Annotated in this window: 17 protein-coding genes, 2 tRNA genes, 3 rRNA genes and 1 pseudogene; 7 read left to right on the plus strand and 16 right to left on the minus strand. The window is 43.3% G+C overall.

Annotated features, from left to right (window positions below; all coding sequences use genetic code 11):
* Window positions 1–26: 26 nt before the first annotated feature.
* The 3 genes from FPL17_RS13105 to FPL17_RS13115 form a co-directional block, all read right to left on the minus strand.
* The gene (locus FPL17_RS13105) at window positions 27–1,250 is read right to left on the minus strand and encodes an MFS transporter (RefSeq protein ID WP_159885453.1); all 1,224 of its coding nucleotides are present in this window, start codon (window positions 1,248–1,250) and stop codon (window positions 27–29) included.
* A gap of 78 nt (window positions 1,251–1,328) precedes the next feature.
* A complete protein-coding gene (locus tag FPL17_RS13110) occupies window positions 1,329–2,585 on the minus strand; it encodes an esterase-like activity of phytase family protein (protein WP_167515368.1) in 1,257 nt (418 codons plus the stop codon).
* 153 nt (window positions 2,586–2,738) lie between these two features.
* The gene (locus FPL17_RS13115) at window positions 2,739–3,143 is read right to left on the minus strand and encodes a helix-turn-helix domain-containing protein (protein WP_078197417.1); all 405 of its coding nucleotides are present in this window, start codon (window positions 3,141–3,143) and stop codon (window positions 2,739–2,741) included.
* A gap of 81 nt (window positions 3,144–3,224) precedes the next feature.
* Here FPL17_RS13115 and FPL17_RS13120 point away from each other — a divergent pair, with 81 nt between their 5' ends.
* From FPL17_RS13120 to FPL17_RS13140, 5 genes and pseudogenes are all read left to right on the plus strand, one after another.
* Complete coding sequence (locus FPL17_RS13120) at window positions 3,225–3,716, plus strand: DUF2938 domain-containing protein (RefSeq protein ID WP_151716586.1); 492 nt, start codon at window positions 3,225–3,227, stop codon at window positions 3,714–3,716.
* A gap of 11 nt (window positions 3,717–3,727) precedes the next feature.
* Entirely contained in the window at window positions 3,728–4,303 is a 576-nt protein-coding gene (locus tag FPL17_RS13125) for a flavodoxin family protein (RefSeq protein ID WP_159885457.1), read from the plus strand.
* A complete protein-coding gene (locus FPL17_RS13130) occupies window positions 4,300–4,518 on the plus strand; it encodes a DUF2798 domain-containing protein (RefSeq protein WP_005191653.1) in 219 nt (72 codons plus the stop codon). The genes FPL17_RS13125 and FPL17_RS13130 overlap by 4 nt, the downstream gene beginning before the upstream one ends.
* 316 nt (window positions 4,519–4,834) lie before the next feature.
* Window positions 4,835–5,397 (plus strand): annotated as a pseudogene (locus tag FPL17_RS13135) (lytic transglycosylase domain-containing protein).
* Between the two features lie 320 nt (window positions 5,398–5,717).
* On the plus strand, window positions 5,718–6,260 hold the full coding sequence (locus FPL17_RS13140; RefSeq protein WP_159886868.1) for a lytic transglycosylase domain-containing protein: 543 nt from the start codon (window positions 5,718–5,720) through the stop codon (window positions 6,258–6,260).
* A 67-nt stretch (window positions 6,261–6,327) separates the two neighbouring features.
* Here FPL17_RS13140 and cysK read toward each other — a convergent pair whose 3' ends face one another.
* From cysK to FPL17_RS13195, 11 genes are all read right to left on the minus strand, one after another.
* A complete protein-coding gene (cysK, locus tag FPL17_RS13145) occupies window positions 6,328–7,329 on the minus strand; it encodes a cysteine synthase A (protein WP_159885459.1) in 1,002 nt (333 codons plus the stop codon).
* 188 nt (window positions 7,330–7,517) lie between these two features.
* Entirely contained in the window at window positions 7,518–8,060 is a 543-nt protein-coding gene (locus tag FPL17_RS13150) for a GNAT family N-acetyltransferase (RefSeq protein WP_151716582.1), read from the minus strand.
* Between the two features lie 158 nt (window positions 8,061–8,218).
* Window positions 8,219–8,333, minus strand: a 5S ribosomal RNA gene (gene rrf, locus FPL17_RS13155).
* Between the two features lie 205 nt (window positions 8,334–8,538).
* Window positions 8,539–11,431, minus strand: a 23S ribosomal RNA gene (locus FPL17_RS13160).
* 383 nt (window positions 11,432–11,814) lie between these two features.
* Window positions 11,815–11,890, minus strand: a tRNA-Ala gene (locus FPL17_RS13165).
* A gap of 55 nt (window positions 11,891–11,945) precedes the next feature.
* Window positions 11,946–12,022: transfer RNA gene (locus FPL17_RS13170), tRNA-Ile, on the minus strand.
* Window positions 12,023–12,081: 59 nt separating this feature from the next.
* Window positions 12,082–13,619, minus strand: a 16S ribosomal RNA gene (locus tag FPL17_RS13175).
* The 16S, 23S and 5S rRNA genes sit together here with 2 tRNA genes alongside, the layout of an rRNA operon.
* Window positions 13,620–14,323: 704 nt before the next feature.
* Window positions 14,324–16,300 (minus strand): BCCT family transporter, encoded by a 1,977-nt coding sequence (locus tag FPL17_RS13180; RefSeq protein ID WP_159885461.1) that lies wholly within the window; start codon window positions 16,298–16,300, stop codon window positions 14,324–14,326.
* Window positions 16,301–16,530: 230 nt separating this feature from the next.
* A complete protein-coding gene (locus FPL17_RS13185; RefSeq protein WP_159885463.1) occupies window positions 16,531–17,754 on the minus strand; it encodes a CaiB/BaiF CoA transferase family protein in 1,224 nt (407 codons plus the stop codon).
* Between the two features lie 15 nt (window positions 17,755–17,769).
* Window positions 17,770–19,086: an MFS transporter gene (locus FPL17_RS13190; RefSeq protein WP_159885465.1), complete on the minus strand. Its 1,317-nt coding sequence runs from the start codon at window positions 19,084–19,086 to the stop codon at window positions 17,770–17,772.
* 228 nt (window positions 19,087–19,314) lie between these two features.
* Window positions 19,315–20,523 (minus strand): acyl-CoA dehydrogenase, encoded by a 1,209-nt coding sequence (locus FPL17_RS13195; RefSeq protein WP_005186696.1) that lies wholly within the window; start codon window positions 20,521–20,523, stop codon window positions 19,315–19,317.
* 228 nt (window positions 20,524–20,751) lie between these two features.
* Here FPL17_RS13195 and FPL17_RS13200 point away from each other — a divergent pair, with 228 nt between their 5' ends.
* Window positions 20,752–21,711 carry a LysR family transcriptional regulator gene (locus FPL17_RS13200; RefSeq protein ID WP_159885467.1) on the plus strand — a complete coding sequence of 320 codons (960 nt, stop codon included), beginning with the start codon at window positions 20,752–20,754 and terminating at the stop codon, window positions 21,709–21,711.
* Here FPL17_RS13200 and FPL17_RS13205 read toward each other — a convergent pair.
* The gene (locus FPL17_RS13205) at window positions 21,708–22,391 is read right to left on the minus strand and encodes an ion channel (protein WP_005186692.1); all 684 of its coding nucleotides are present in this window, start codon (window positions 22,389–22,391) and stop codon (window positions 21,708–21,710) included. The genes FPL17_RS13200 and FPL17_RS13205 overlap by 4 nt on opposite strands.
* 46 nt (window positions 22,392–22,437) lie before the next feature.
* Window positions 22,438–23,034: a TetR/AcrR family transcriptional regulator gene (locus FPL17_RS13210; RefSeq protein WP_159885469.1), complete on the minus strand. Its 597-nt coding sequence runs from the start codon at window positions 23,032–23,034 to the stop codon at window positions 22,438–22,440.
* An 85-nt stretch (window positions 23,035–23,119) separates the two neighbouring features.
* Between FPL17_RS13210 and FPL17_RS13215 the strand changes: the two genes are divergently transcribed.
* Window positions 23,120–24,328 (plus strand): oxygenase MpaB family protein, encoded by a 1,209-nt coding sequence (locus tag FPL17_RS13215; protein WP_159885471.1) that lies wholly within the window; start codon window positions 23,120–23,122, stop codon window positions 24,326–24,328.
* Window positions 24,329–24,358 lie beyond the last annotated feature (30 nt).

A 24,358-nucleotide genomic window follows, 5' to 3' on the forward strand; every position in this document is an offset into this window, starting at 1 on the left:
CTAAATCTTCAGAACTTTTATCAAGTTTATGCGACTTTATTTGTCGTTTTATTTTCATTCTTCATTAAGCGTATCGCGAGCATAAAACCGATCACTAAGACCACAACCACCATAAGATTTATTCCCGTCCAGCCATAGTTCTCCCAGACCAACCCACCACTACTGCCAAGCAAACTTGAGCCGATGTAATAGCAGAATAAATAGAGTGAAGACGCGACTGCTCGATACTGAACAGCTTGAACAGAAACCCAACTGCTGGCCGTCGAATGTGCCGCAAAAAATGAAAAGGTAAAAATTATGAGACCCAGTAAGATGGTCCAAAGCGATGGAATCAAGGTAATCAATAGACCGATGATCATCATGACCAGTAAAACTGGCAACACTTTATCGCGCCCATATTTAAAGCCCCATTGCGCGGCTTTGGGTGAACTATAAATCCCTGCCAGATAAGCAATTGAAATCAGACCAATCCATGTTTGCGATAGATGAAACGGGGCTTCTAATAAGTGGTAACTGATATAGTTAAATACAGTCACCAAACAGCCCATCAAGATAAAACCTTGGGCAAATAAAATGCGTAGTTTTGGGTCTTTTAAATTTTGCTCAAACGCTGCTTTAAAACGTGAAAATCGGAATGGAAACGGTTTGAAATACTGTGACTTAGGTAATAGCAGATAGAATAAGCAGGCAATCACAAAATTCAGAAAACCAATAATATAAGTTGCCGATTGCCAAGAAATAAAATCAACCAGAACCCCTGCAATCAGACGTCCACCCATTCCGCCAATCGCGGTACCTGAGATATACAGCCCCATGGCAAAACCGATATCCTTCTGCGCAATCTCCTCTCCGATATAAGTCATCGCTACCGCAGCAACACCGCTAACAGCTAGACCAATCAAAACACGGGTACTTAGAAAGATTTCCCAGATTGGAAAAGAAGCACTAATCAGTAATAAAATCGAGACCAGAAATAAGGCAAACACCATGATGGGTTTACGCCCGAATCGATCGGAAATAAAGCCAGTGAACAACAGGCCAATAGCCAGTGCAATGGTGGAAAAAGAGAGCGGAAAACTACTGTGGGTCGGAGTGACATGAAAGAATTCTGCAAAGATCGGCATCATCGGCTGTACACAGTACAACGAGGAAAATGACGCGAAACCAGCAAAGAACAATGACCATAAAATCGCAGTAAACGATTTCGAACCATATTCAATATGGGTTGGGCGCAGCACTGATTCAGACATGAGGACTCCTTATGCCCGATCAGTATACGCCTTCGACCGAAATGCGGAATGATCATTTCGGCCATTTTTATCAAATGTTTAAAATAATGCTTTAGGCAAACGGATCTGAATTATTTCATTATCATCGGCGAGTTTGGCATTGCGTCCTGATGAACCAGGGAAATTATTGTCATTCAATACCGTCAAAGTGGTGCCATTTTCAATAATCACATCTTCAATGGTTTCAAATGGAAAGGCAAACAGCTTGCCTGTACCAATATCTCCTTCACGCGCTGTACCATACAGCCCATTTGGATTGGCAATTTTCATTAAGTCGACCAAGTCTTCGCGTGCCACCACCTGCTTCGGCTCATTGAATTTAATTCGAATCAGTTTCTTATGGCCACCGAGATTATTTTGACTCACATCGCGCTCAATAATGATGCCCTCTTTGTCATTAAACAGCTGGAAGTCACCAATATTGGTGGCTTTACTATCCAGTACAAACCAATAATAAACACCCGTATAGGCTTTCTTCTGAAGATCAAACTGGGAGATCAGCAGCCTACCTGTCGAGTCATTCAGCAATGGCTTTTCCAGTAGCGGATACAGGTATTTGCCATCAGGTGAAATTGCCATGCCTTCAAAACCACTACTGCGCCCCACCAATGGCTCCACATAATTGATATTGGTTTTATTCAGCTGGTTTTGCGGAGAGCGTAATTCTTGGCTCGGATTAAATGGATTGGGCAAAGCAATCGGTGCATCGAGTAACACACCATCGGCTGAGAAATGTAGTAAGAATGGGCCAAATTCATCACCAATCCAATAAGTACCATCTGGCGCACGTTGCATCGATTCAGGATCAAAATCCGCCCCTGTCAATAAACGTTCTGCGGTATTGCCATTTACAATCTCAAAAGGAATCCGCTTATTGGGATCACGTAATTGAATGAAACTTTGTACAGAAACCTGCCCCGAACCTTTGCTCTTGGTTTTAAAATCAGCTTTGATTTTATAAATGCGTAATAAGAAATCAGCTGAATTATCCTGTGTGCCAAAACCGTTATCGGCCATGGCCATATAAGTGCCATCCTCATTTTTTAAGGCAGCAGAAAAGCCCTGTACAGGTTGTCCTTTAAAAGGTGGATAGATGCCATTGGCCCCACTCACCGCTTTACCTGAATCTGGTCCCGCAGCATAAGTTGCGACAGGAAGCTTGGCGAAAGAAATCAGAGTGGGTTCTGTGACTTTGTCTGTCGATGTATTCTGATCTTGATTATTGTCATCATTATTACAAGCCGTTAAACCCAAAGCACTACAGCAGAATAAGGCCAATAAAGTTTTCTTGTTCATGGTTTTATACATTTGGTAAAAATTTACGCAAATTAAAACAAGCTTTGATGACGTTTTTACTGCAATAAAATGAAATCTTTATGGCGAAAAGATGACAATGTCACTCATGGCTTTACGCTATCAATCATGCCAACTCCTCTTGACTCCATGTTGCTAAAGCTTGATCGGTTGATACTCTCCTGCAATCGCAGCTTTTAAAAAATTTTGAAAGGTTGGGCATTGCATATGATTTTCTGCGGGGCATACCGCCGCATGTCTCAGCCCTTCGCTGATAAAGTGCAAACGTCGGGTCATTTGTTCCAACTGCTCTGCTTTCTCATTGAGCATGGTTCGGTCCAATTCGGGCTGACCACTCTCCCCAAACATATGCGCAATTTCATTGAGGGAAAAACCTGCCGCCCGCCCCAAAGCAATCAATGCCAATTGATCCAAGACTTGTTTGCCATACTGTCGGCGTAATCCATGACGACCAATCGATCTAATTAAGCCCTTTTCCTCATAAAAGCGTAAGGTTGAGGTGGTCACATTGGCCCGTTTAGCCACTTCTCCAATATCCATAAATACCCCTTGACTTCAAGTTGACTTGAACTTGCACACTATATTTATCGCGTTTTATGCAAAAAAGATCAAGGTGAAAAAATGGAAACTGCGGAACTATTATTTCAAATCCTATGCCTAGGCGTAGGAGCCACAATAATCATGGATATATGGCTACTGCTGTTAAAAAGACTCCACCTCCCGAGCTTAAATTTTGCCTTACTGGGCCGTTGGGTCGGTTGGATATTTCGGGGCAAGTTCATCCATGCATCGATTGCGCAAAGCCCTGCCATTCAAAGGGAATATGCCTTGGGTTGGCTGGCACATTACAGTGTCGGCATCCTCTTTGCCTTCAGCTTTGTCCTGATTGTAGGAGGTGTATGGTTACGACACCCTCAATTCAGCTCTGCCTTTATTTTCGGGGTGATTACAGTGCTTATTCCCTTTTTCATCATGCAACCCGCCATGGGAGCAGGCATTGCTTCAGCTAAAACAGCACAACCTTTGCGCAACTGCCTACGAAGTCTGATCAATCACACTATTTTTGGCTGCGGTTTATATCTCAGCGCTCAATTGCTTGCACGGTTTCACTGAGGAGTTCAACCATGAAATCCATTGCTATTATTTATCATAGCCGTCAGGGCCATACCCAATTTATTGCCCAACAGATTCAACTCGGTGCCGCACAAGTTGGACAGATTAAAATTGATTTATTCACCGCTGAGCAGCTAATGTCACAACCTGAATTACTCTGTCACTATGATGGACTGATTTGGGGTTCACCAACCTATTTGGGTGGTGTGTCAGGCACATTGAAACTGTTGATGGATGCCACAGGACCTTTATGGAAAAAACAAGCATTTAAAGGAAAGTTAGCTGCAGGATTTACAGTTTCCTCACTGCCTGCAGGCGATAAGCAATCTACCCTGATTTCACTTTTCACCTTTTCGATGCAACACGGTATGATATGGGTCGGTAATCCTATTTTACCTGAGCAACATCAAGGTGTTCCTTATACGCAAGCGGCCAATCGTCTCGGGTCATGGTCTGGCCTTATGGCACAAGCTGAACATGCCAGTGCGGCAGATGCTTTTGATTTTGGCGATATCAAAACCGCTCAGTTATTTGGACAAAATTTTGCATTGAGCTTAAGTGCATATCAAGGAGTGATGATCACGTGAAAGCAGCAAGTCTTTTATTTCCATTGATTTTATCCTGCATGATGTCTTGTATAATCTCTGGCATCACCACATTAAAAGCAGTCGGTTTTATCGATAATTTCTTTGCCATGTGGATGTCAGCATGGATCGTGGCGTGGATGTTTGCCTTTCCTAGCGTATTGGTCTGCGCACCAATTGCACAAAGGTTGGTCGGCTGGATTCTAAAGAAACGCTAATTTTCACTCTGTAAGTAAAAGCCTACAGTGACTGTGGTGATTGGCGAATATACCGAATGAGATAGATTCGCTAATATATCAAGCATAGAGAGACAGGATGTCTCATTCAGAATAATAATAAGCACAGGATGTGGTCGTTGACAGGAGTTGGCGGCAAGAAACCAAATATGAGAAAGCCTCGACAGGATGTCGGGGCTTTTTTATTCGGCTTAATATCTAAAACTAAACGATTTACCCCTATAGATTACATTGACTCCTATCGGCTTGCTCCCTACCATCCGCATGTTTTATAGATGACGGTCAAACTTTTTCTACGATGATAATTTACAAAAAATTTTCTTTTTCTCGCTTTCACATTGCTTTTGCCAAATTGAGTCTCATTTTTTAAGTACTTACTTCACTGTCGCATGTACGACAACCAAGGCACCTACGGTAAATCACTCCCAGAAATTGTCTTCTGGTATTCAAAATGCTTTTTCAGTAGCACCAACAACCGCAAATCGGGTCGCTCCCATCATTCTGCAAACAGCTGAGCGTCACAATATTTCACCACATTTATTAGCCGCGCTGATTCGTCAAGAGTCTAGCTATAGAACCCGTGCACGATCTTCAGCAGATGCCGTGGGTTTAACCCAAGTACGCCCAAAATTTTGGCAACAGTTCTGCCCTGGAGATTTATATGATGAACACGTCAACATCAATTGTGGTGCTTATATCTTAGCGAACTACTATCAATCGACAGGCGATTGGTCAAAAGCCCTCGGCTATTACAATGTTGGCCCCACAGGTTACAGAAGAAGTCCCTATATGCGTCAGCAAGCTGAACGCTATGCCAGCTCAGTCAAACGCCATGAACAAAGTTTAAAAGAAGCTCTTTAAAACCTAAAACAACTGCGGGGATTGCCGAATGTACATAATGGGCTAGATTCACTAATCTATAACTCATAGAGAGACAGGATATCTCATTCAAACAAACAAAAAATACAGAATGTAGTCATTTACAGAAGTTGGCGGCAGGAAACCGAATATGAAAAAGCTTCGACAGGATGTCGGGGCTTTTTTATGATCCTCTCTGCCCCATTCATTACCGTAAAATAACTACTATTGACTCGCCTAAACTGAGTGCATACCATCCTTATACTTCTGTTTGGTATCGGGTTCTGGTTTTGCACTTCACATCGACTTCTTCTGATCAACATATGGCTTTTAAACCGTTTGCCTCAATCATTTTAAAGATCAGCCTTGTTGTGCTTGCAATCAGTTTATCTGCATGTAGCAGTTTAAGCGGGTCCTTTGCCAATCGCTCGAATCAACTTTCATCAGGCTTACAAAATGCCTATTCGGTTTCTCCGACTACAGCCAATCGCTTATCGCCGATGATTATCCAAAGTGCCGAGCATTATGATGTATCACCGACTCTACTTGCGGCCCTGATCCGTCAAGAATCGAATTACAACAGCTCAGCGCGCTCGCCAACGGGTGCAATCGGTTTAACCCAGATTATTTCCAGCCATTGGCGTCAGTCTTGTCCGGGCAATCTCTATGATGAGAATGTCAATATTAACTGTGGTGCACATGTGCTCTCGACTTACTATAGATCTGCTGGCAGTTGGTCTAAAGCCGTGGCCTATTATAATGTCGGACCAACTGGCTATGAACGCAGTTTCTGGACGCGCCATAAAGCCAAGAAATATGCACGCTCGGTTAAACATCACGAAAAAAACTTGAAAAAAGCACTTTAAAAATAGTTAAATAATAAAAAAACCATGCTGTTCAAGCATGGTTTTTTTTATTGGTTGAATCACGAAATTAAGCTTCGTCAAACAAACCTTCAAATAAAACTGAAGATAAATAACGTTCACCACTATCAGGTAAGATCACCACAATAGTTTTGCCTGCATTTTCAGGACGTTCAGCAATTTTGGCTGCTGCCGCTAATGCTGCACCACTTGAAATGCCGACTAAAATCCCTTCTTGAGTTGCACATTTTCTTGCCCACTCAATTGCATCTGCGCTATTCACTGGCAGCACTTCATCGACTAGATCTAAGTCCAGGTTTTTTGGAATAAAATTCGCACCAATACCCTGAATTTTATGCGGTGCAGGTGTAATGCTTTCACCGTGCTTGGTTTGCGTGATGATTGGTGATTCTGCAGGTTCAACCGCAACTGAATACAATGGTTTATTTTGAACTTGCTCAAAATAACGTGAAATACCCGTAATGGTACCGCCAGTTCCTACACCAGCAACTAAGATATCCACTTGACCATTGGTTGCCTGCCAAATTTCAGGACCAGTGGTGTCTGTATGAATTTGTGGATTGGCTGGATTTTCAAATTGTTGTGGTAAGAAGTATTGTTCTGGATTTTCAGTAGCCAAACGAACGGCTTCATCTACCGCACCTTTCATGCCTTTCGCTGGGTCAGTCAGAACCAGATCTGCACCTAATGCTTTTAATACTTTTCTACGCTCTAAACTCATACTTGCAGGCATGGTTAAGGTAATTGGATAACCTTTTGCTGCTGCGACAAATGCCAAGGCAATGCCTGTATTACCACTGGTTGGCTCAACAATATGCATACCTGTTTTAAGTACACCACGTTTTTCCGCATCTGCAATCAACGCTGCACCAATACGACATTTCACTGAGAATGCAGGGTTACGGCTTTCCACTTTTGCCAGTACCGTTGCACCCGTTTTGATAAGGCGATTGATCCGGACTAAAGGTGTGTTACCAATCGCTTCGGCATTATTTGAATAAACTGCGATACCGAGGTTTGCAGGTGTTGGAAATTGCTGATCGGTTGACATGTTATTTCCTTATTAGATTTGGAATGATTCTCAATCATTATAGGCTTGTCAGCCAAGGAGGAAAGCAGAAAACGTAAGATTTATGAAAAGTTATAACTTAGCAAGGTGAAATACCAAGCTATTCTTATCTTTATACGGTCTTTAAATTAAAATAATTTTTTCAATATTAGTACGCTATACAGTGATTACTACCAAAGCTCACCCTCTCGCCAATCCGCGCAAATAGCATCATCAGCTGTATGATGTGATAGTAATTCTTTCAGCTTAGCACTCAATGGATACAACAGAATTTCATGTTCATCTGTCAGATAAGCAGAGCTATTTTGTTTGATATATAAATCCCCCGACCAAGAAATCCAGCCTAGTTTTTTATAAAATGCATCATCTTCGGGCTGGAGTGCAGCAAGTTCATAACCCAAATTAGTTAAAGCATCGATTAAATATCTTAATAACTGTGATGCTAGCCCCTTCCCCCGCATCATTTGATCAGTCGTCACATATTCAATATAGGCAGTTTTTACACTGATATTGTCATTAACAATGAACATTCGATCCGTCCATAGAGCGTGCGATACAATCTTTTCATCCAATATACAGATTAAATGAGAAGCTGTTTGCATGAAGGCATACTGACTCCAAGGATCTTCATCAAAAGCTGTAAAACATAACTCAGCAATCTGTTGTCGCTGTAGTCTATCCAAATCTTGAGCGGCGATAATTTTAAACTGCATGAACTGATGCTCGATTCAAATTGTTTATATCTTAAGCAAGAGATGGAGGAGTATGAAGTATTTTTAGTCAGATCTAATTAAAATAAGTTGAGATATAAAATTCCCCGCAATAAAAAACACCCCAACCTCTCACGAGATTGGGGTGTTTCTAATTTAAAAGCTGGCGATGACTTACTCTCACATGGCAAGTGCCACACTACCATCAGCGCTAAGAGGTTTCACTTCTGAGTTCGGGAAGGGATCAGGTGGTTCACTCTTGCTATTGTCGCCAGCAAACTGTTGTGGTGCTTTCGGGTCTTATTCACGATGTATTCATCGTATGCCTTACTTACGGTCCAAAGAGTTATTAACGGATTAGATTATTGAGTCGAAGTTTATTGCTTAGCAATCACTAAATCAAGTTCTTTGTTCAAGATCAGGTTTAACTGATCTTTTATGAATCGATTATCAGCTTTACATACAACTGCTTGGGTGTTGTATAGTCAAGCCTCACGAGCAATTAGTATTGGTCAGCTTCACACGTCACCGTGCTTCCACACCCAACCTATCAACGTCCTAGTCTCGAACGGCTCTTTAGAGGAATAAATTCCTAGGGAAATCTTATCTTGAGGTAGGCTTCCCGCTTAGATGCTTTCAGCGGTTATCCCTTCCGAACATAGCTACCCGGCGATGCGACTGGCGTCACAACCGGTACACCAGAGGTTCGTCCACTCTGGTCCTCTCGTACTAGGAGCAGATCCTCTCAAATTTCCAGCGCCCACGGTAGATAGGGACCGAACTGTCTCACGACGTTCTAAACCCAGCTCGCGTACCTCTTTAAATGGCGAACAGCCATACCCTTGGGACCTGCTTCAGCCCCAGGATGAGATGAGCCGACATCGAGGTGCCAAACACCGCCGTCGATATGAACTCTTGGGCGGTATCAGCCTGTTATCCCCAGAGTACCTTTTATCCGTTGAGCGATGGCCCTTCCATACAGAACCACCGGATCACTAAGACCTACTTTCGTACCTGCTCGACTTGTGGGTCTCGCAGTTAAGCGCGCTTTTGCCTTTATACTCTACGCGTGATTTCCGACCACGCTGAGCGCACCTTCGTACTCCTCCGTTACTCTTTAGGAGGAGACCGCCCCAGTCAAACTACCCACCAGACATGGTCCTCGCCCCGGATTACGGGGCAGAGTTAGAACCTCAACATTACCAGGGTGGTATTTCAAGGACGGCTCCATTGGAACTAGCGTTCCAACTTCAAAGCCTCCCACCTATCCTACACAAGTAAGGTCAAAGTTCAATGTCAAGCTGCAGTAAAGGTTCACGGGGTCTTTCCGTCTAGCCGCGGGTACACCGCATCTTCACGGCGAATTCGATTTCACTGAGCCTCTGCTGGAGACAGCGCCGCCATCATTATGCCATTCGTGCAGGTCGGAACTTACCCGACAAGGAATTTCGCTACCTTAGGACCGTTATAGTTACGGCCGCCGTTTACTGGGGCTTCGATCAAGAGCTTCGCTTACGCTAACCCCATCAATTAACCTTCCAGCACCGGGCAGGCATCACACCCTATACGTCCACTTTCGTGTTTGCAGAGTGCTATGTTTTTAATAAACAGTTGCAGCGGCCTGGTTTCTGTGGCTGCCAATAGCTCAGGGAGCAAGTCCCATCACCGTCAGCAGCGTACCTTCTCCCGAAGTTACGGTACCATTTTGCCTAGTTCCTTCAGCAGAGTTCTCTCAAGCGCTTTGGTCTACTCGACCTGACCACCTGTGTCGGTTTCGGGTACGATTCCTGTGTAACTGAAGCTTAGAGACTTTTCCTGGAAGCATGGTATCAGCCACTTCACTGTACAAGTACAGCTTGCTATCAGCTCTCAGCATAGAGCACCCCGGATTTGCCTAAGATGCATGCCTACTGCCTTCCACCTGGACAACCAACGCCAGGCTGACTTAACCTTCTCCGTCCTCTCATCGCATTACACAGAAGTATTGGAATATTAACCAATTTCCCATCGACTACGCCTCTCGGCCTCGCCTTAGGGGTCGACTCACCCAGCCCCGATTAACGTTGGACTGGAACCCTTGGTCTTTCAGCGAACGGGTTTTTCACCCGTTTTGTCGTTACTCACGTCAGCATTCGCACTTCTGATACCTCCAGCATACTTCTCAATACACCTTCATCGGCTTACAGAACGCTCCCCTACCACTTACGCTAATGCGTAAATCCGCAGCTTCGGCACATAGTTTTAGCCCCGTTACATCTTCCGCGCAGGCCGACTCGACTAGTGAGCTATTACGCTTTCTTTAAAGGGTGGCTGCTTCTAAGCCAACCTCCTAGCTGTCTATGCCTTCCCACATCGTTTCCCACTTAACTATGATTTTGGGGCCTTAGCTGGCGGTCTGGATTGTTTTCCTCTTGACTACGGACGTTAGCACCCGCAGTCTGTCTCCCGGATAGTACTCATTGGTATTCGGAGTTTGCATCGGTTTGGTAAGTCGGGATGACCCCCTAGCCGAAACAGTGCTCTACCCCCAATGGTATTCGTCCGAGGCGCTACCTAAATAGCTTTCGGGGAGAACCAGCTATCACCAGGCTTGATTAGCCTTTCACCCCTATCCACAAGTCATCCCCTGGCTTTTCAACGACAGTGGGTTCGGTCCTCCAGTTAGTGTTACCCAACCTTCAACCTGCTCATGGATAGATCGCCTGGTTTCGGGTCTATACCCAGCAACTAAACGCCCTATTAAGACTCGATTTCTCTACGGCTCCCCTATTCGGTTAACCTCGCTACTGAATATAAGTCGCTGACCCATTATACAAAAGGTACGCAGTCACCGAACAAGTCGGCTCCCACTGCTTGTATGCATGCGGTTTCAGGATCTATTTCACTCCCCTCACAGGGGTTCTTTTCGCCTTTCCCTCACGGTACTGGTTCACTATCGGTCAGTCAGGAGTATTTAGCCTTGGAGGATGGTCCCCCCATATTCAGACAAGGTTTCACGTGCCTCGCCCTACTCGTCATCATTGTGTGTGCCCTTTCGTGTACGGGAATATCACCCTCTACGTTCGCACTTCCCAGAGCGTTCCACTAGAACACACACAACTTAATGGGCTGCTCCCCGTTCGCTCGCCGCTACTAAGGGAATCTCAATTGATTTCTTTTCCTAAGGGTACTGAGATGTTTCACTTCCCCTCGTTCGCTTCATAAGCCTATGTATTCAGCTTATGATACCCGCCTTATAGCGGGTGGGTTCCCCCATTCAGAAATCTCCGGATCAAAGGATATTTGCCGCCTCCCCGGAGCTTATCGCAGGCTATTACGTCTTTCATCGCCTCTGACTGCCAAGGCATCCACCACATGCACTTAATTACTTGACTATACAACCCCAAACAGTCGTTAACACATACAAGTGAGTGTTATCGTTGCAAACTTAATTGCTACCATCTGTTGTCCTGTGAATTTAATCACCGTACAGCTTCAATCTAATTCATATACCAAAACGCTTGATTCAGTTAATTTGCTAGTTCTCAGATTAATTCTTCATCCAACTGCAATACTTACGTATTACCGTTAGTGTCAAATTAATCGAGTTTGAACAATTTATTTCAGACTCAATTTTCTAATCTGTTAATGATTAACTACCACCTCGTCGGTGTGTAGTAAACTGTGATAAATCACAGAACTTAATAAGCTATCTACTTACTAAATTCTATAAGCTATCTTGGAATTCAACTTTCGTTTTACATCACTTTGTAATGTATGGTGGAGACTAGGAGAGTCGAACTCCTGACCTCCTGCGTGCAAAGCAGGCGCTCTACCAACTAAGCTAAGTCCCCAGCTTATCATTTAATGAACGACATATCTTTCAATCTAAGCTACTGCAATCAGATTTGGTGGGTCTGACAAGACTTGAACTTGTGACCCCACGCTTATCAAGCGTGTGCTCTAACCAACTGAGCTACAGACCCTCAGATACATCTTCGAAGAACAACTTGTTGTGGATTCTTACCGATCGTCAATCTTTCGTTAAGGAGGTGATCCAGCCGCAGGTTCCCCTACGGCTACCTTGTTACGACTTCACCCCAGTCATCGGCCACACCGTGGTAAGCGTCCTCCTTGCGGTTAGACTACCTACTTCTGGTGCAACAAACTCCCATGGTGTGACGGGCGGTGTGTACAAGGCCCGGGAACGTATTCACCGCGGCATTCTGATCCGCGATTACTAGCGATTCCGACTTCATGGAGTCGAGTTGCAGACTCCAATCCGGACTACGATCGGCTTTTTGAGATTAGCATCCTATCGCTAGGTAGCAACCCTTTGTACCGACCATTGTAGCACGTGTGTAGCCCTGGCCGTAAGGGCCATGATGACTTGACGTCGTCCCCGCCTTCCTCCAGTTTGTCACTGGCAGTATCCTTAAAGTTCCCGACATTACTCGCTGGCAAATAAGGAAAAGGGTTGCGCTCGTTGCGGGACTTAACCCAACATCTCACGACACGAGCTGACGACAGCCATGCAGCACCTGTATCTAGATTCCCGAAGGCACCAATCCATCTCTGGAAAGTTTCTAGTATGTCAAGGCCAGGTAAGGTTCTTCGCGTTGCATCGAATTAAACCACATGCTCCACCGCTTGTGCGGGCCCCCGTCAATTCATTTGAGTTTTAGTCTTGCGACCGTACTCCCCAGGCGGTCTACTTATCGCGTTAGCTGCGCCACTAAAGCCTCAAAGGCCCCAACGGCTAGTAGACATCGTTTACGGCATGGACTACCAGGGTATCTAATCCTGTTTGCTCCCCATGCTTTCGTACCTCAGCGTCAGTATTAGGCCAGATGGCTGCCTTCGCCATCGGTATTCCTCCAGATCTCTACGCATTTCACCGCTACACCTGGAATTCTACCATCCTCTCCCATACTCTAGCTGACCAGTATCGAATGCAATTCCTAAGTTAAGCTCAGGGATTTCACATCCGACTTAATCAGCCGCCTACGCACGCTTTACGCCCAGTAAATCCGATTAACGCTCGCACCCTCTGTATTACCGCGGCTGCTGGCACAGAGTTAGCCGGTGCTTATTCTGCGAGTAACGTCCACTCTTCCTAGGTATTAACTAGGAGAGCCTCCTCCTCGCTTAAAGTGCTTTACAACCAAAAGGCCTTCTTCACACACGCGGCATGGCTGGATCAGGCTTCCGCCCATTGTCCAATATTCCCCACTGCTGCCTCCCGTAGGAGTCTGGGCCGTGTCTCAGTCCCAGTGTGGCGGATCATCCTCTCAGACCCGCTACAGATCGTCGCCTTGGTAGGCCTTTACCCCACCAACTAGCTAATCCGACTTAGGCTCATCATTTAGCGCAAGGTCCGAAGATCCCCTGCTTTCTCCCGTAGGACGTATGCGGTATTAGCATTCCTTTCGGAATGTTGTCCCCCACTAAATGGCAGATTCCTAAGCATTACTCACCCGTCCGCCGCTAAGTGATAGTGCAAGCACCATCACTCCGCTCGACTTGCATGTGTTAAGCCTGCCGCCAGCGTTCAATCTGAGCCATGATCAAACTCTTCAGTTTAAAATCATTAGTAGCTTATGGCTACAAATCTTGGCTCATCAATTTTCTGACTAAAAATTCGCTCAAATAAACTTCGAGAAATTTCTACCATTCAATCAATGAAATATTTTCGATCGATCAATCAGTAAAAATCCACACAAGTTGTTCTTCTATTCTCTTAATGATCTTCTCGATGATTCGTCATCATCAAGCTAGGTCGGCTATATTACTCTAAATTTCTTTAAAGTCAACAGGTAATTTAGATATTTTCAAAACTTATTCTCAAACCCAAAAATTTAACCCTTAAGCCAAATCCTTGTTTCTCAACAAGTTTTTATCTGCATCACCGCCGATGGATGTGCATTCTACAGCATTTCACATCAGGTGCAAGCACTTTTAAAAATTTAATAATTCGGTTGTTTTATTTTTAAACTTTAACTTATCTAATCTACTGATTTATATAATTTAAAATTTATTAATTATCTTAAAAGTGAATTTAAACAAAGTAAAGCACTGTAATTTAAGACTTTTATATGGAATTTGTTTTAATTATCATCGAAAAAGCAGCTTTATTTTTATATTTAACCCTTATTTTGAGTCAATCATTCAGTTAAAACATCTTTGCTATCTCCTTGTCATGCTTAAAATTCAATCATCTAAAATAAAAACAACGGCTTTGATGCACTCAAAACCGTTGTTTTTATTATTGCAATGCAAATCTTCTGTTAAGAAGTCGTGCCTCTCACAATATTTAAGAAATAAAGATGGCGTTCATATTGATCAATAATATCCTGGATTAAATCTTCTTGGGTCCAATCCATCACATCATAATTTTGACCGCCTTCTCTTAAGAACACTTCTGCTTGGAAATAATTCGACTCATCTTCATCTGCCCGCCCTAACATAAAGCTTGGTGGAACAGTCGCGTGCGAAACTACTTTATAAGTGAAGTTAATCTCATGATGATGGTCAACATGCAGTTGTAAGCCATTTTCAATCTCACGAATATCCACCTCTAAATGACGACGTTTAAATTCACGTTGAATACTTTCGAATGCCTTACGCACTTGCGTATCGATGTATTGCTGAACTTCTACCTCAGTATGCGGATAATGCATGATCAAACCTAAGCGTTGTTGCCAACTCCTTGGGTTATTAATCGCTCGCGGTGTAATTCGTGCTTCCTGAATCGCGTTCATCTTGGTCACATCAAGTTTCAAGGCTTTCAATAAACCCCAACTCATCAACAACATGACTAAGGTAAAAGGCAAAGCACTCATAATAATTGAAGCTTGCAAAGCAGCTAAACCGCCAACCAAAAGCAGAATAATCGCCAGAGCTGCCATCAAGACAGTCCAGAATAATCTCTGCCATGTCGGAGAGTTTTCAGATTTCGCAGTCAGATAATCTGTGACCAATGCACCTGAATCGGCCGATGTGACAAAGAACAACATCACCAATACTGTCGCGAGTAAACTCATGACACCTGAAAAAGGTAAATGGTTCAGGAATTCAAATAAGGCAACCGATGAATCGCTTTGTACAGCTTGAATTAGGGTGACATTATGTTCTTGCATAATGCTAAATAACGCAGCATTACCTAAAAAACCCATCCAGATAATGGTAAAACCAGTCGGGATTAAGAGTACACCAACAATAAATTCACGGATGGTCCGTCCTCGTGAAACACGTGCGATGAACATCCCCACAAATGGTGACCATGAAATCCACCACGCCCAATAGAGAATGGTCCAACCACCGATCCAACCATTAGGTTGATAGGCATATAAGTTAAACGTCATGCTAAACAGGTTAGAAATGTAAGAACCCGTGTTTTGGATGGTCGTTTGCAGTAAATAGATACTCGGGCCTGCAATAAATACAAATGCCAACAGCACCAAGGCCAAGATCAGATTCAGTTCAGAAAGACGCTTAACGCCCTTATCTAGTCCCAAGAACACCGATAAAGATGCCAATGCGCTGACAAAGATGATCAGAATAACTTGAACATTGCTACTTTGCTCGATACCAAAAAGATAGTGTAAACCTGAGTTAATTTGGGTTACCCCGAAACCAAGGGAAGTTGCAACACCAAAAACGGTACCAATGGTGGCAAAAGTATCAATACTATCGCCCCATGGGCCATAAATTTTCTTGCCAATAATCGGATATAAAGCAGAACGGGTTTTTAAAGGCAGGTTATGACGATAGGCAAAGTAAGCCAAGGATAGACCAACGAGTGCGTAAATGGCCCAGGCATGTAAGCCCCAGTGGAAAAAGGTAATGCGTAACGCTTGTTGTGCTGACTCTACACTTTCAGGTGCACCACTCGGTGGACTGATATAATGCATGACAGGTTCAGCCACGCCAAAGAACATCAACCCGATCCCCATCCCCGCTGTAAACAGCATGGCAAACCATGAGCCATTACTATATTCAGGCTGGCTATGATCAGGGCCTAATTTAATTTTTCCACTGGCAGAGCAAGCAATGTAAATCAGTATGATCAGAAAGACTGCAACTGATAAAACATAAAACCAGCTAAATGAATCAGTGATCCATTGTTTTAACTGTTGTGTAAGCAGTTCAAATGAACTAGGTGCGACAATGACGATTGCGAGAAAAATCGCAATGATAATCACCGTGCTTAAAAACACGTTTGGATTCACATTCGCAAAATGCGAAGATGGCTTGGAAGGCATAATTCCCTCACGTTATTCTAATGATAATGGACAGGCCATGACGGCCAAAGAAGACATTCACAATGTGAATAAAAGCGAGCTTAAAGCATGAAAAACTCGATACTAATTATAAAAAATGTGAAAAATAAAGCAGTTGTAATGCTGTAACAAAGATCATATTTAACCTCTACACAGCTTTATCTCATAAAGATTTAAAGCAATCTAAAAGTTAGAATAAATTTCAGGCATTTTTACAAATGCCCGATGACACCAAGTTCTGTTAAGTATCCTAAGTTTTCTGTTGAACGATATTTTGCCAAAATTTGATGGGTATGCTCTCCCAAACGTGGTGGTGCAAGACGGTATTCCACAGGTGTTGCAGACAATCTCAACGGTGAGGCAATCATTTTAAAATGACGATATTGTGGATGTGGAATAGACACCACCATTTCCCGTGCTTGTACTTGCGGTTCTTGTAATGCCTCATCCACATTATTAATCATCCCGACAGGCACTTTAACGGCGTGAATCCGCTCTACCCAATATTGTGCAGCTTGGCTAAGAAAATGCTGATCCATTAAACTGGTCAATTCTCCACGGTTTGCAAGTCGATCTTGATTAAATCTAAACTTGGGATGCTCAGCCCATTCAGCACGACCAACAGCCTGACACAAGGCTTTAAACTGGGCATCATTACCACAAGCAATAATAAAGTCCTTATCTTTTGCCTTAAAAGTTTGATAAGGCACAATATTGGCATGTGCATTGCCCCAACGCTTCGGTGCCTGCCCTGTAATCAAATAGTTCATCCCATGATTGGCTAAACCTGCGACCTGCACATCGAGCAAAGACAAATCAATATGCTGTCCTTTCCCCGTGCTTTGACGTGACCAAAGTGCAGCCTGAATTGCAATCGTGGCATACAAACCTGTTTGCAAATCGGTAACGGCAACCCCAACTTTTTGTGGGCCACCACCTGCTAAATCATCACGTTCACCCGTAATACTCATCAATCCCGCCATGCCCTGAATGACAAAATCATAACCAGGTTCAGATGCACGTGGTCCCGTTTGCCCAAAACCCGTAATCGAGCAATATACTAGACCTGGATTGATTTCGCTTAAACTGGCATAGTCCAGCCCATATTTACGCAATGAACCAACTTTATAATTTTCAATCAGGACATCACTGTCTTTGACCATTTCTCTGAGCAACGCTTGGCCTTCATTTGACGCAATATCAATCGCAACCGAATATTTATTCCGATTGGCAGATTGATAATATCCCGCCTCTCGTGTGGCTTGTCCTGTATCGTCTTTCATCCATGGCGGCCCCCACATACGAGTATCATCACCCGTTTTAGGACGTTCAATCTTAATCACTTCAGCGCCTAAATCAGCCAGAATCTGACTGCACCAAGGCCCTGCTAAAACCCGACTTAGATCTAGTACACGTAAACCTGTTAATGCACCCATAATGATCCCTCCTAATTATGCTTTTTGTGGATCGTATTGACGATCACGAATAAATAACCCAGGTAACACCCCTGCAATAAAATAGGCTGCTCCCATGATAATAAATGCCATGGTAAAGGTTCCGCCAGAAGCTAAAAAACCGATGGTTGCTGGTGCGATTGCTGCACCCACTCGACCAATGTTATAAGCCCCGCCAATCGCTGTGCCACGCACATCAGTGGAAAAAGATTCCGCCATATAGGTTGCATTGACTCCGTATGGAATCCCATAAAGAAAGCCAAAGGTAATTAATAAATACAGAATATTGTCAGGCGTATTAAAGAAAATAATAATCGGCAAAAAGATTGCACTGGCCAACGTTCCAAATACGAAAATGGCACGGCGATTGAATTTATCCGCCAAATAACCAGCCAAAATCTTGCCTAAAATCATCGCAGTATACGAACCAACCATATAACTGGTAAGCGACTTAAAGTTCATATTGACTTCGGTTTCCAGATAACTTGGCATCCAGTTGTTAATACCGTAATAACCGAACTGTAAAAAGAATGCTGTGCTCATCCACAACAAGAACATTTTCCGATGCTTTAGATTGGCAAAAATTTGTTTATAAATACTTTGGCTTTTCGGTTGTTCTTGAGGCGTAACAACGTCCTGTATTTGAGGAGACAAGCTTTTAATTATTGAGAGCTGCCACGATTTAGGTTCAGGTACAAAGCGCTGCAAAATGATATTAATTGCTGCAGGAATCAATGTAATGAAGAATAGAATACGCCAGCCATGCTCTGGAATGATGGCACCTGCAAGTAGGGTTGCGACAATATAGCCAACAGTTTGACCTGTTTGTAAGGTGCCTAGTACCGTGGTGCGATAAGAGGTTGGAACATATTCAGCCATTAAGGTATTGCAGGCCATATACAGGGCACCAATCCCTAATGCTCCGATAAAGCGTAGTGACATAAATTGTTCGAAGCTTTGGGTAAAGCCCAACAAACAGGTCGCAACTGAAAAGAAAGTCACGGAATGGGCAATGGTTCTAACCCGCCCAAATTTGTCACAAGCCCAACCACCCAAAATACCACCAATCCCCATCCCAGCTAAAGATGCACTGCCAAGTGCACCCGCCTGAAAGGTCGATAATCCAAATTCCGTTTTTAAGCTGGTGAGGCTATAGGACAGCAACATAATATCGACACCATCCACCACCATGGCGAAGTAGGCAAACAACAAGGCAAACTTCCATGTGTGTGGGCTAATCCGTTCATAAGTTCCCAAATTGGATGGCCACTTGCTCATATTTGGACTTGCTACCGCTTGAACATCATTGTTCATTTGACACCTCATTTTCTCAAATGGGTCTGGTCTTTCATCAATCATTGATGTGATGAATACTTTGCTACAGTGCTATTTATTGTTTTTAGCAAAGTGTCATTTTTCACCTAAAATGCGCTTGATGAATCCTTGACGATTTTAATTGGTATAGGTCAATTTTTTTAGGCATGAATTTGCCCTAAGATACGCCCGAAAGCGTATCTTTCAATTCAACTAGGTGATGAAACTTTAGTTAGAAAATGCAGCGATACCTGTTTGTGCACGCCCGAGAATCAAGGCATGTACATCATGGGTGCCTTCATAGGTATTCACCACTTCCAGATTGACTAGATGACGTGCCACGCCAAACTCATCACTAATCCCATTACCGCCCATCATGTCTCGTGCCAGTCGGGCAATTTCCAGCGCTTTACCACAGTTATTGCGTTTGATCAGCGAAGTCCCTTCTACTGAAGCAATACCTGCATCTTTCATTTGTCCAAAACGTAATGCGATTTGCAGACCCAAAGCAATTTCGGTTTGCATATCCGCCAGCTTTTTCTGGATGAGTTGATTGGCAGCCAAAGGTCGACCAAACTGTTTGCGATCCATGGTGTATTGATGTGCAGTATGCCAACAGAATTCAGCGGCTCCCATTGCACCCCATGCAATACCATAACGGGCACTGTTCAAACAGGTAAACGGACCTTTCAGACCGCGCACTTCAGGAAACGCATTTTCTTCGGGCACAAAGACCTGATCCATCACGATTTCACCGGTAATCGATGCACGAAGTCCAACCTTGCCATGAATGGCAGGTGCAGACAGTCCTTCCCAGCCTTTTTCCAAAATAAAACCGCGAATTTCCCCAACATTGCCTTGTTCTGAAACTTCTTTGGCCCAGACCACAAATACATCTGCGATTGGACTATTGGTAATCCACATTTTGCTGCCACTGAGGCGATAACCACCTGCAACTTTTTTAGCGCGGCACAACATACTGCCAGGATCTGAACCATGATCGGGCTCAGTTAAACCGAAACAACCGATGTATTCACCTGTTGCTAATTTAGGTAGGTATTTCTGTTTTTGTGCTTCGCTACCAAATTCATCAATCGGTACCATCACCAATGAGCTTTGTACGCTGGCCATCGAACGATAGCCTGAATCTACCCGTTCAATTTCACGCGCAATCAAACCATAACTGACATAGTTTAGTCCTGCACCGCCATACTGCTCTGAAATGGTTGGACCCAACAGCCCTAGCTCGCCCATTTCGCGAAAAATAGCTGGATCAGTTGTTTCATGGCGAAATTGTTCCAATACCCGTGGCATGAGTTTGTCTTGACAATAGGCCTGAGCACTGTCCCGAATCATACGTTCTTCTGAGCTGAGTTGCTGTTCAAGTAAAAATGGATCTTGCCAGTTAAAAGAGACGCGCTTTCCTTGATTTGCCATGACTTTTTATCTTCCTTTTAATCGATCTTAATATAAGTTCTGCTATTGATGCTAGGCCAGATTGCACAGTGAAGCAAACGATGTTTTTTCATACAGCTATGCAAAAAACGCATAGCTCGATTGAAATCACTGCTGCTGTTCTGCTAAAAAGAAAGTTAAGGATAAGGTAAAAATTTAAACGATCTTCGGGTCATCTCTCTTTTTCGCAATCAACATAAGGATGATGTTATGCGACGTATGATTCCCTCATTGCAATCACTGATTTGCTTTGAAGCAGCTGCCAAACATAAAACCTATACCCATGCAGCACAGGAACTCAGCATGACCCAAAGTGCGATTTCGAGGCAGATTCAGCAACTGGAAGAATTTCTCAACCTACAACTGTTTCATCGAGTAAGGCATGGTGTAGAACTCACCAGTGCGGGTGAGCAATACCTCAAGAATATCAAGACACATTTGTTGGGGCTGGAGCACAGCACCCTTGATCTAATGTCGCATCAGGGACTGGGTGGCACACTCAAACTGGGCGTGGTCCCAACCTTTGCAACACGTTGGTTATTACCACGTCTTTATCGTTTCAATAAAATTTATCCTGAAATTACCATTCACCTCGAGACCAGCACCAAACCTTTTTTATTTAGTGAACAAATTTTTGATGCCGCAATTTATGCAGGCACACCTGCTCAAGTGGAAAACTGGCCTGGCACAACAGCACATTTTTTAATGCCAGAGGAAGTGGTTGCCGTTTGTTCTCCCGCCTTGATCAAGAAGTTTTATCCAGCGTTGATTGAATACGATTCCCCTACCACTCTTGATCTCAGTGCGGAACAACTCTCGAAGCTCCCACTATTACAGCAAACCACTCGCCCAGCGATTTGGAAGGAATGGTTTGATAGCCTAAATTACAATGCACCTTATGCCATGGAAGGCCAGCGGCATGAACTGTTTTCAATGCTGGCCGTTGCTGCCACACATCATCTAGGTGTGGCATTGATTCCGCAAATGCTGATTGAAAAAGAATTGAAGCAAGGTGAACTCATCGTTGTGTCATCTCATAAATTGACTGGCTCACGTTGCTATTATTTTGTTTATGCTGAACAGCCACATAACCCAATCATGCTGAAATTCATTGAATGGCTGCAACAAGAGACCGCTTTACCAACAATCTCAACATACGCATCAAATTAATTATTTTTGGGCTGATGGCTAATATATTGCAATGCGATTAATCGAGATACGACGACAGCCAAATACATGACCCCACCAAACATTTGCAGCATTGCCAACACTCTTGCCGCAGGGCTAATCGGAATCAAATCTGACAACCCTGTTGCCGATTGTAGACTGAAACTGAGAAATAAAAGATCCAGCCAATGTTGTAAGGCTTGAGGCTGATTTGGATTTTGAAAACTGTTCGGTAGTAACAGCTGACAGATACTATATAGAAAGGCAAAACCCCAAGCGATGAGGGTAAATACCGCCCCTGCCGCAAACAATTCATCTTTGGTGAGATAACGATCCGCAAACATATAGCGCAACAAACCATATGCTGCATAGAAATAGGCCAACGCTTCAAAACTATGTGCGATGATCTGAATCATCAAATTGCTATAGCCAATAAAAATCAGGATCGAAAATAAAAAAGCACCACTCACAAAAACCAGCCCCCAAAAGGTAAATACAGGGGTTTGTCGAATCACTTTAGCGATAATCAGTAAGGCCAATACGCCCAATGACCAAGTTAAGGCACGAAATTCGCTATCGCCATAAGTGAGCATCGCCAAAATTAACAAAGCCAATTGAACCAGCAACAACCATGCAGATGGAAGTAAACGAAAGCCCTGCCAAAATTGTTTTAACGTTTGCATGTTGTTTCCCTGAATCTTGTTATGGTTTTCATTTTTGTTGAGTGCATCATACTGCATCTAAAAAAGAAACGATCATTTTAAACAGTTCTTGTTGCAGTCGTTGTTCTTCAATGAGAAAAGTATTTTTACTGGCATAACGCATCATGGTAAATAATGTACTGTTAATAATCACAAAAGACTTGTGCTTTAAGGTCTCAAAATCCCAATGCGGATAATAACGTCCAAACAAATACATGCCGACTTCTAAAAAATGCTGCTCTAAAACTTGTGCCGCTTCTGAGTCACTATAGGCATGCCAGTTTTTTAAGATTTCGATAAAAAAACCTTGATCGGATTTCAAAGATTCAAAGCCAAAAGCAATACTTAATGTGATGATGTCTTGAATAGAGGTTTGTTGTTGTAGCATCACCAGTTGCTTTACGGCTTGCCCCAAGCTTTCACTTTTACGCAATAATAGTTCTGCGATGATTTGTTCTTTATTTTCAAAATACTGATAGATCGACCCAACACTAACGCCTGATTTTTCAGAGATTTTAGGCGTAGTCACCTGCAAAACCCCATATTCAGAAATACATTTCTGCGCCCCTTCCAAAATGCTTTCGACAATCATTTTGGCACGTTGCTGCTGTGGTCGTTTTCTCATAAACAGACTCGACTGGAATGCGAATTGAATGCGAATAATTATTCATATTAAGCTTTGATTAAATAACAATCACAGGCTTTATGCAATGCAAAGCATCATTAAACCTAAACGCTTGGCTGCGTTTGAAGATATGAGTCAGTCCAATATCAAAACCAAAATTCTGAGTTATATGACCCATCAACAGGTGCAACCAAGTTATGCAGAGTATCAGGCACTGAATACCGCTCTGCAAAGTGGTGATGAACCGATGGATCAACTGCTGCTATGGGTGCTACAGAATCCAAAACAACATCGTAAATACTTTGAAACGGCGTTATATCAAGGCTTAGATAAATTGCCACATGAGATTCCTGAACTCACTACCTTTTTCCAATTCGTTGAACAAAAACCTGCTTGGTATGATCAAAACAAAATTGATGCTGCACTGAAGTTTACCTATCGCTTGGGAATCAATAACGGTCTTATCCTCCGAGATTTATCCCTAATGACAGGCTATATGTACCCTGGTTTTAACCAACCCTTGGTCCTGACAGGCGCATTAAAAAAACAGGCAGGTACACGTTTGGCTGAAACCACCAAATGGTGGGTCGATATCACCGAAAAAAATGGTTTTGAACGTTTTAGCAAAGGTTTTACCTCCACCATTTTTGTGCGTTTTATTCATTCACTCGTGCGTCATCAACTGCAAAAATCGGAGAAATGGGATGCCGAAACTTGGGGAATTCCGATCAATCAATATGATCAGGCGATGACCAATATCGCTTTTAGCGGTGTGGTATTGCTTGGGATACGGGCTTTAGGCATTTTTCCGAGTAAACAAGAAGTTGATAGCTTTTTACATTTCTGGAAATATGCAGGCTGGCTAATGGGCGTTGAAGAAAAATGGTTGGTCGATCAAGAAGCCGATGGTTGGAAACTGATTTACTGGATGCACTTCGCACATCCTCAATCTGATGCGAGCAGCGTTTCATTGGGTTCCAGTCTTTCCAAAGAACCTTTTGAGCGAAAATATCGCTATCTACGTTCTTTTCAACAAAAACTCGCCTATAAGCAACATTTAGAAATTACCCAGTTCTTTATTGGTCGTAAGAAAATGCAGAAGCTCGGTTTAGCTCCACAATCAGCATCTTGGTTTGCTTATTATCTGATTGGTCGTAATTTAGCCTTATATACAGGTGCTAAACATATTCCAAAATTAAATAACTTCCTTGAACAAAATGGACGACAGGTACAACGCATTGGTTTGTCTTTATACCGCAACCAAGGGCAGCAACTGGCAAGTATGCATCAATAAGCCATAAAAAAAAGCCCTCAATCAATGAGG

The organism is Acinetobacter dispersus, assembly GCF_009884975.1.
Lineage (GTDB): Bacteria > Pseudomonadota > Gammaproteobacteria > Pseudomonadales > Moraxellaceae > Acinetobacter > Acinetobacter dispersus.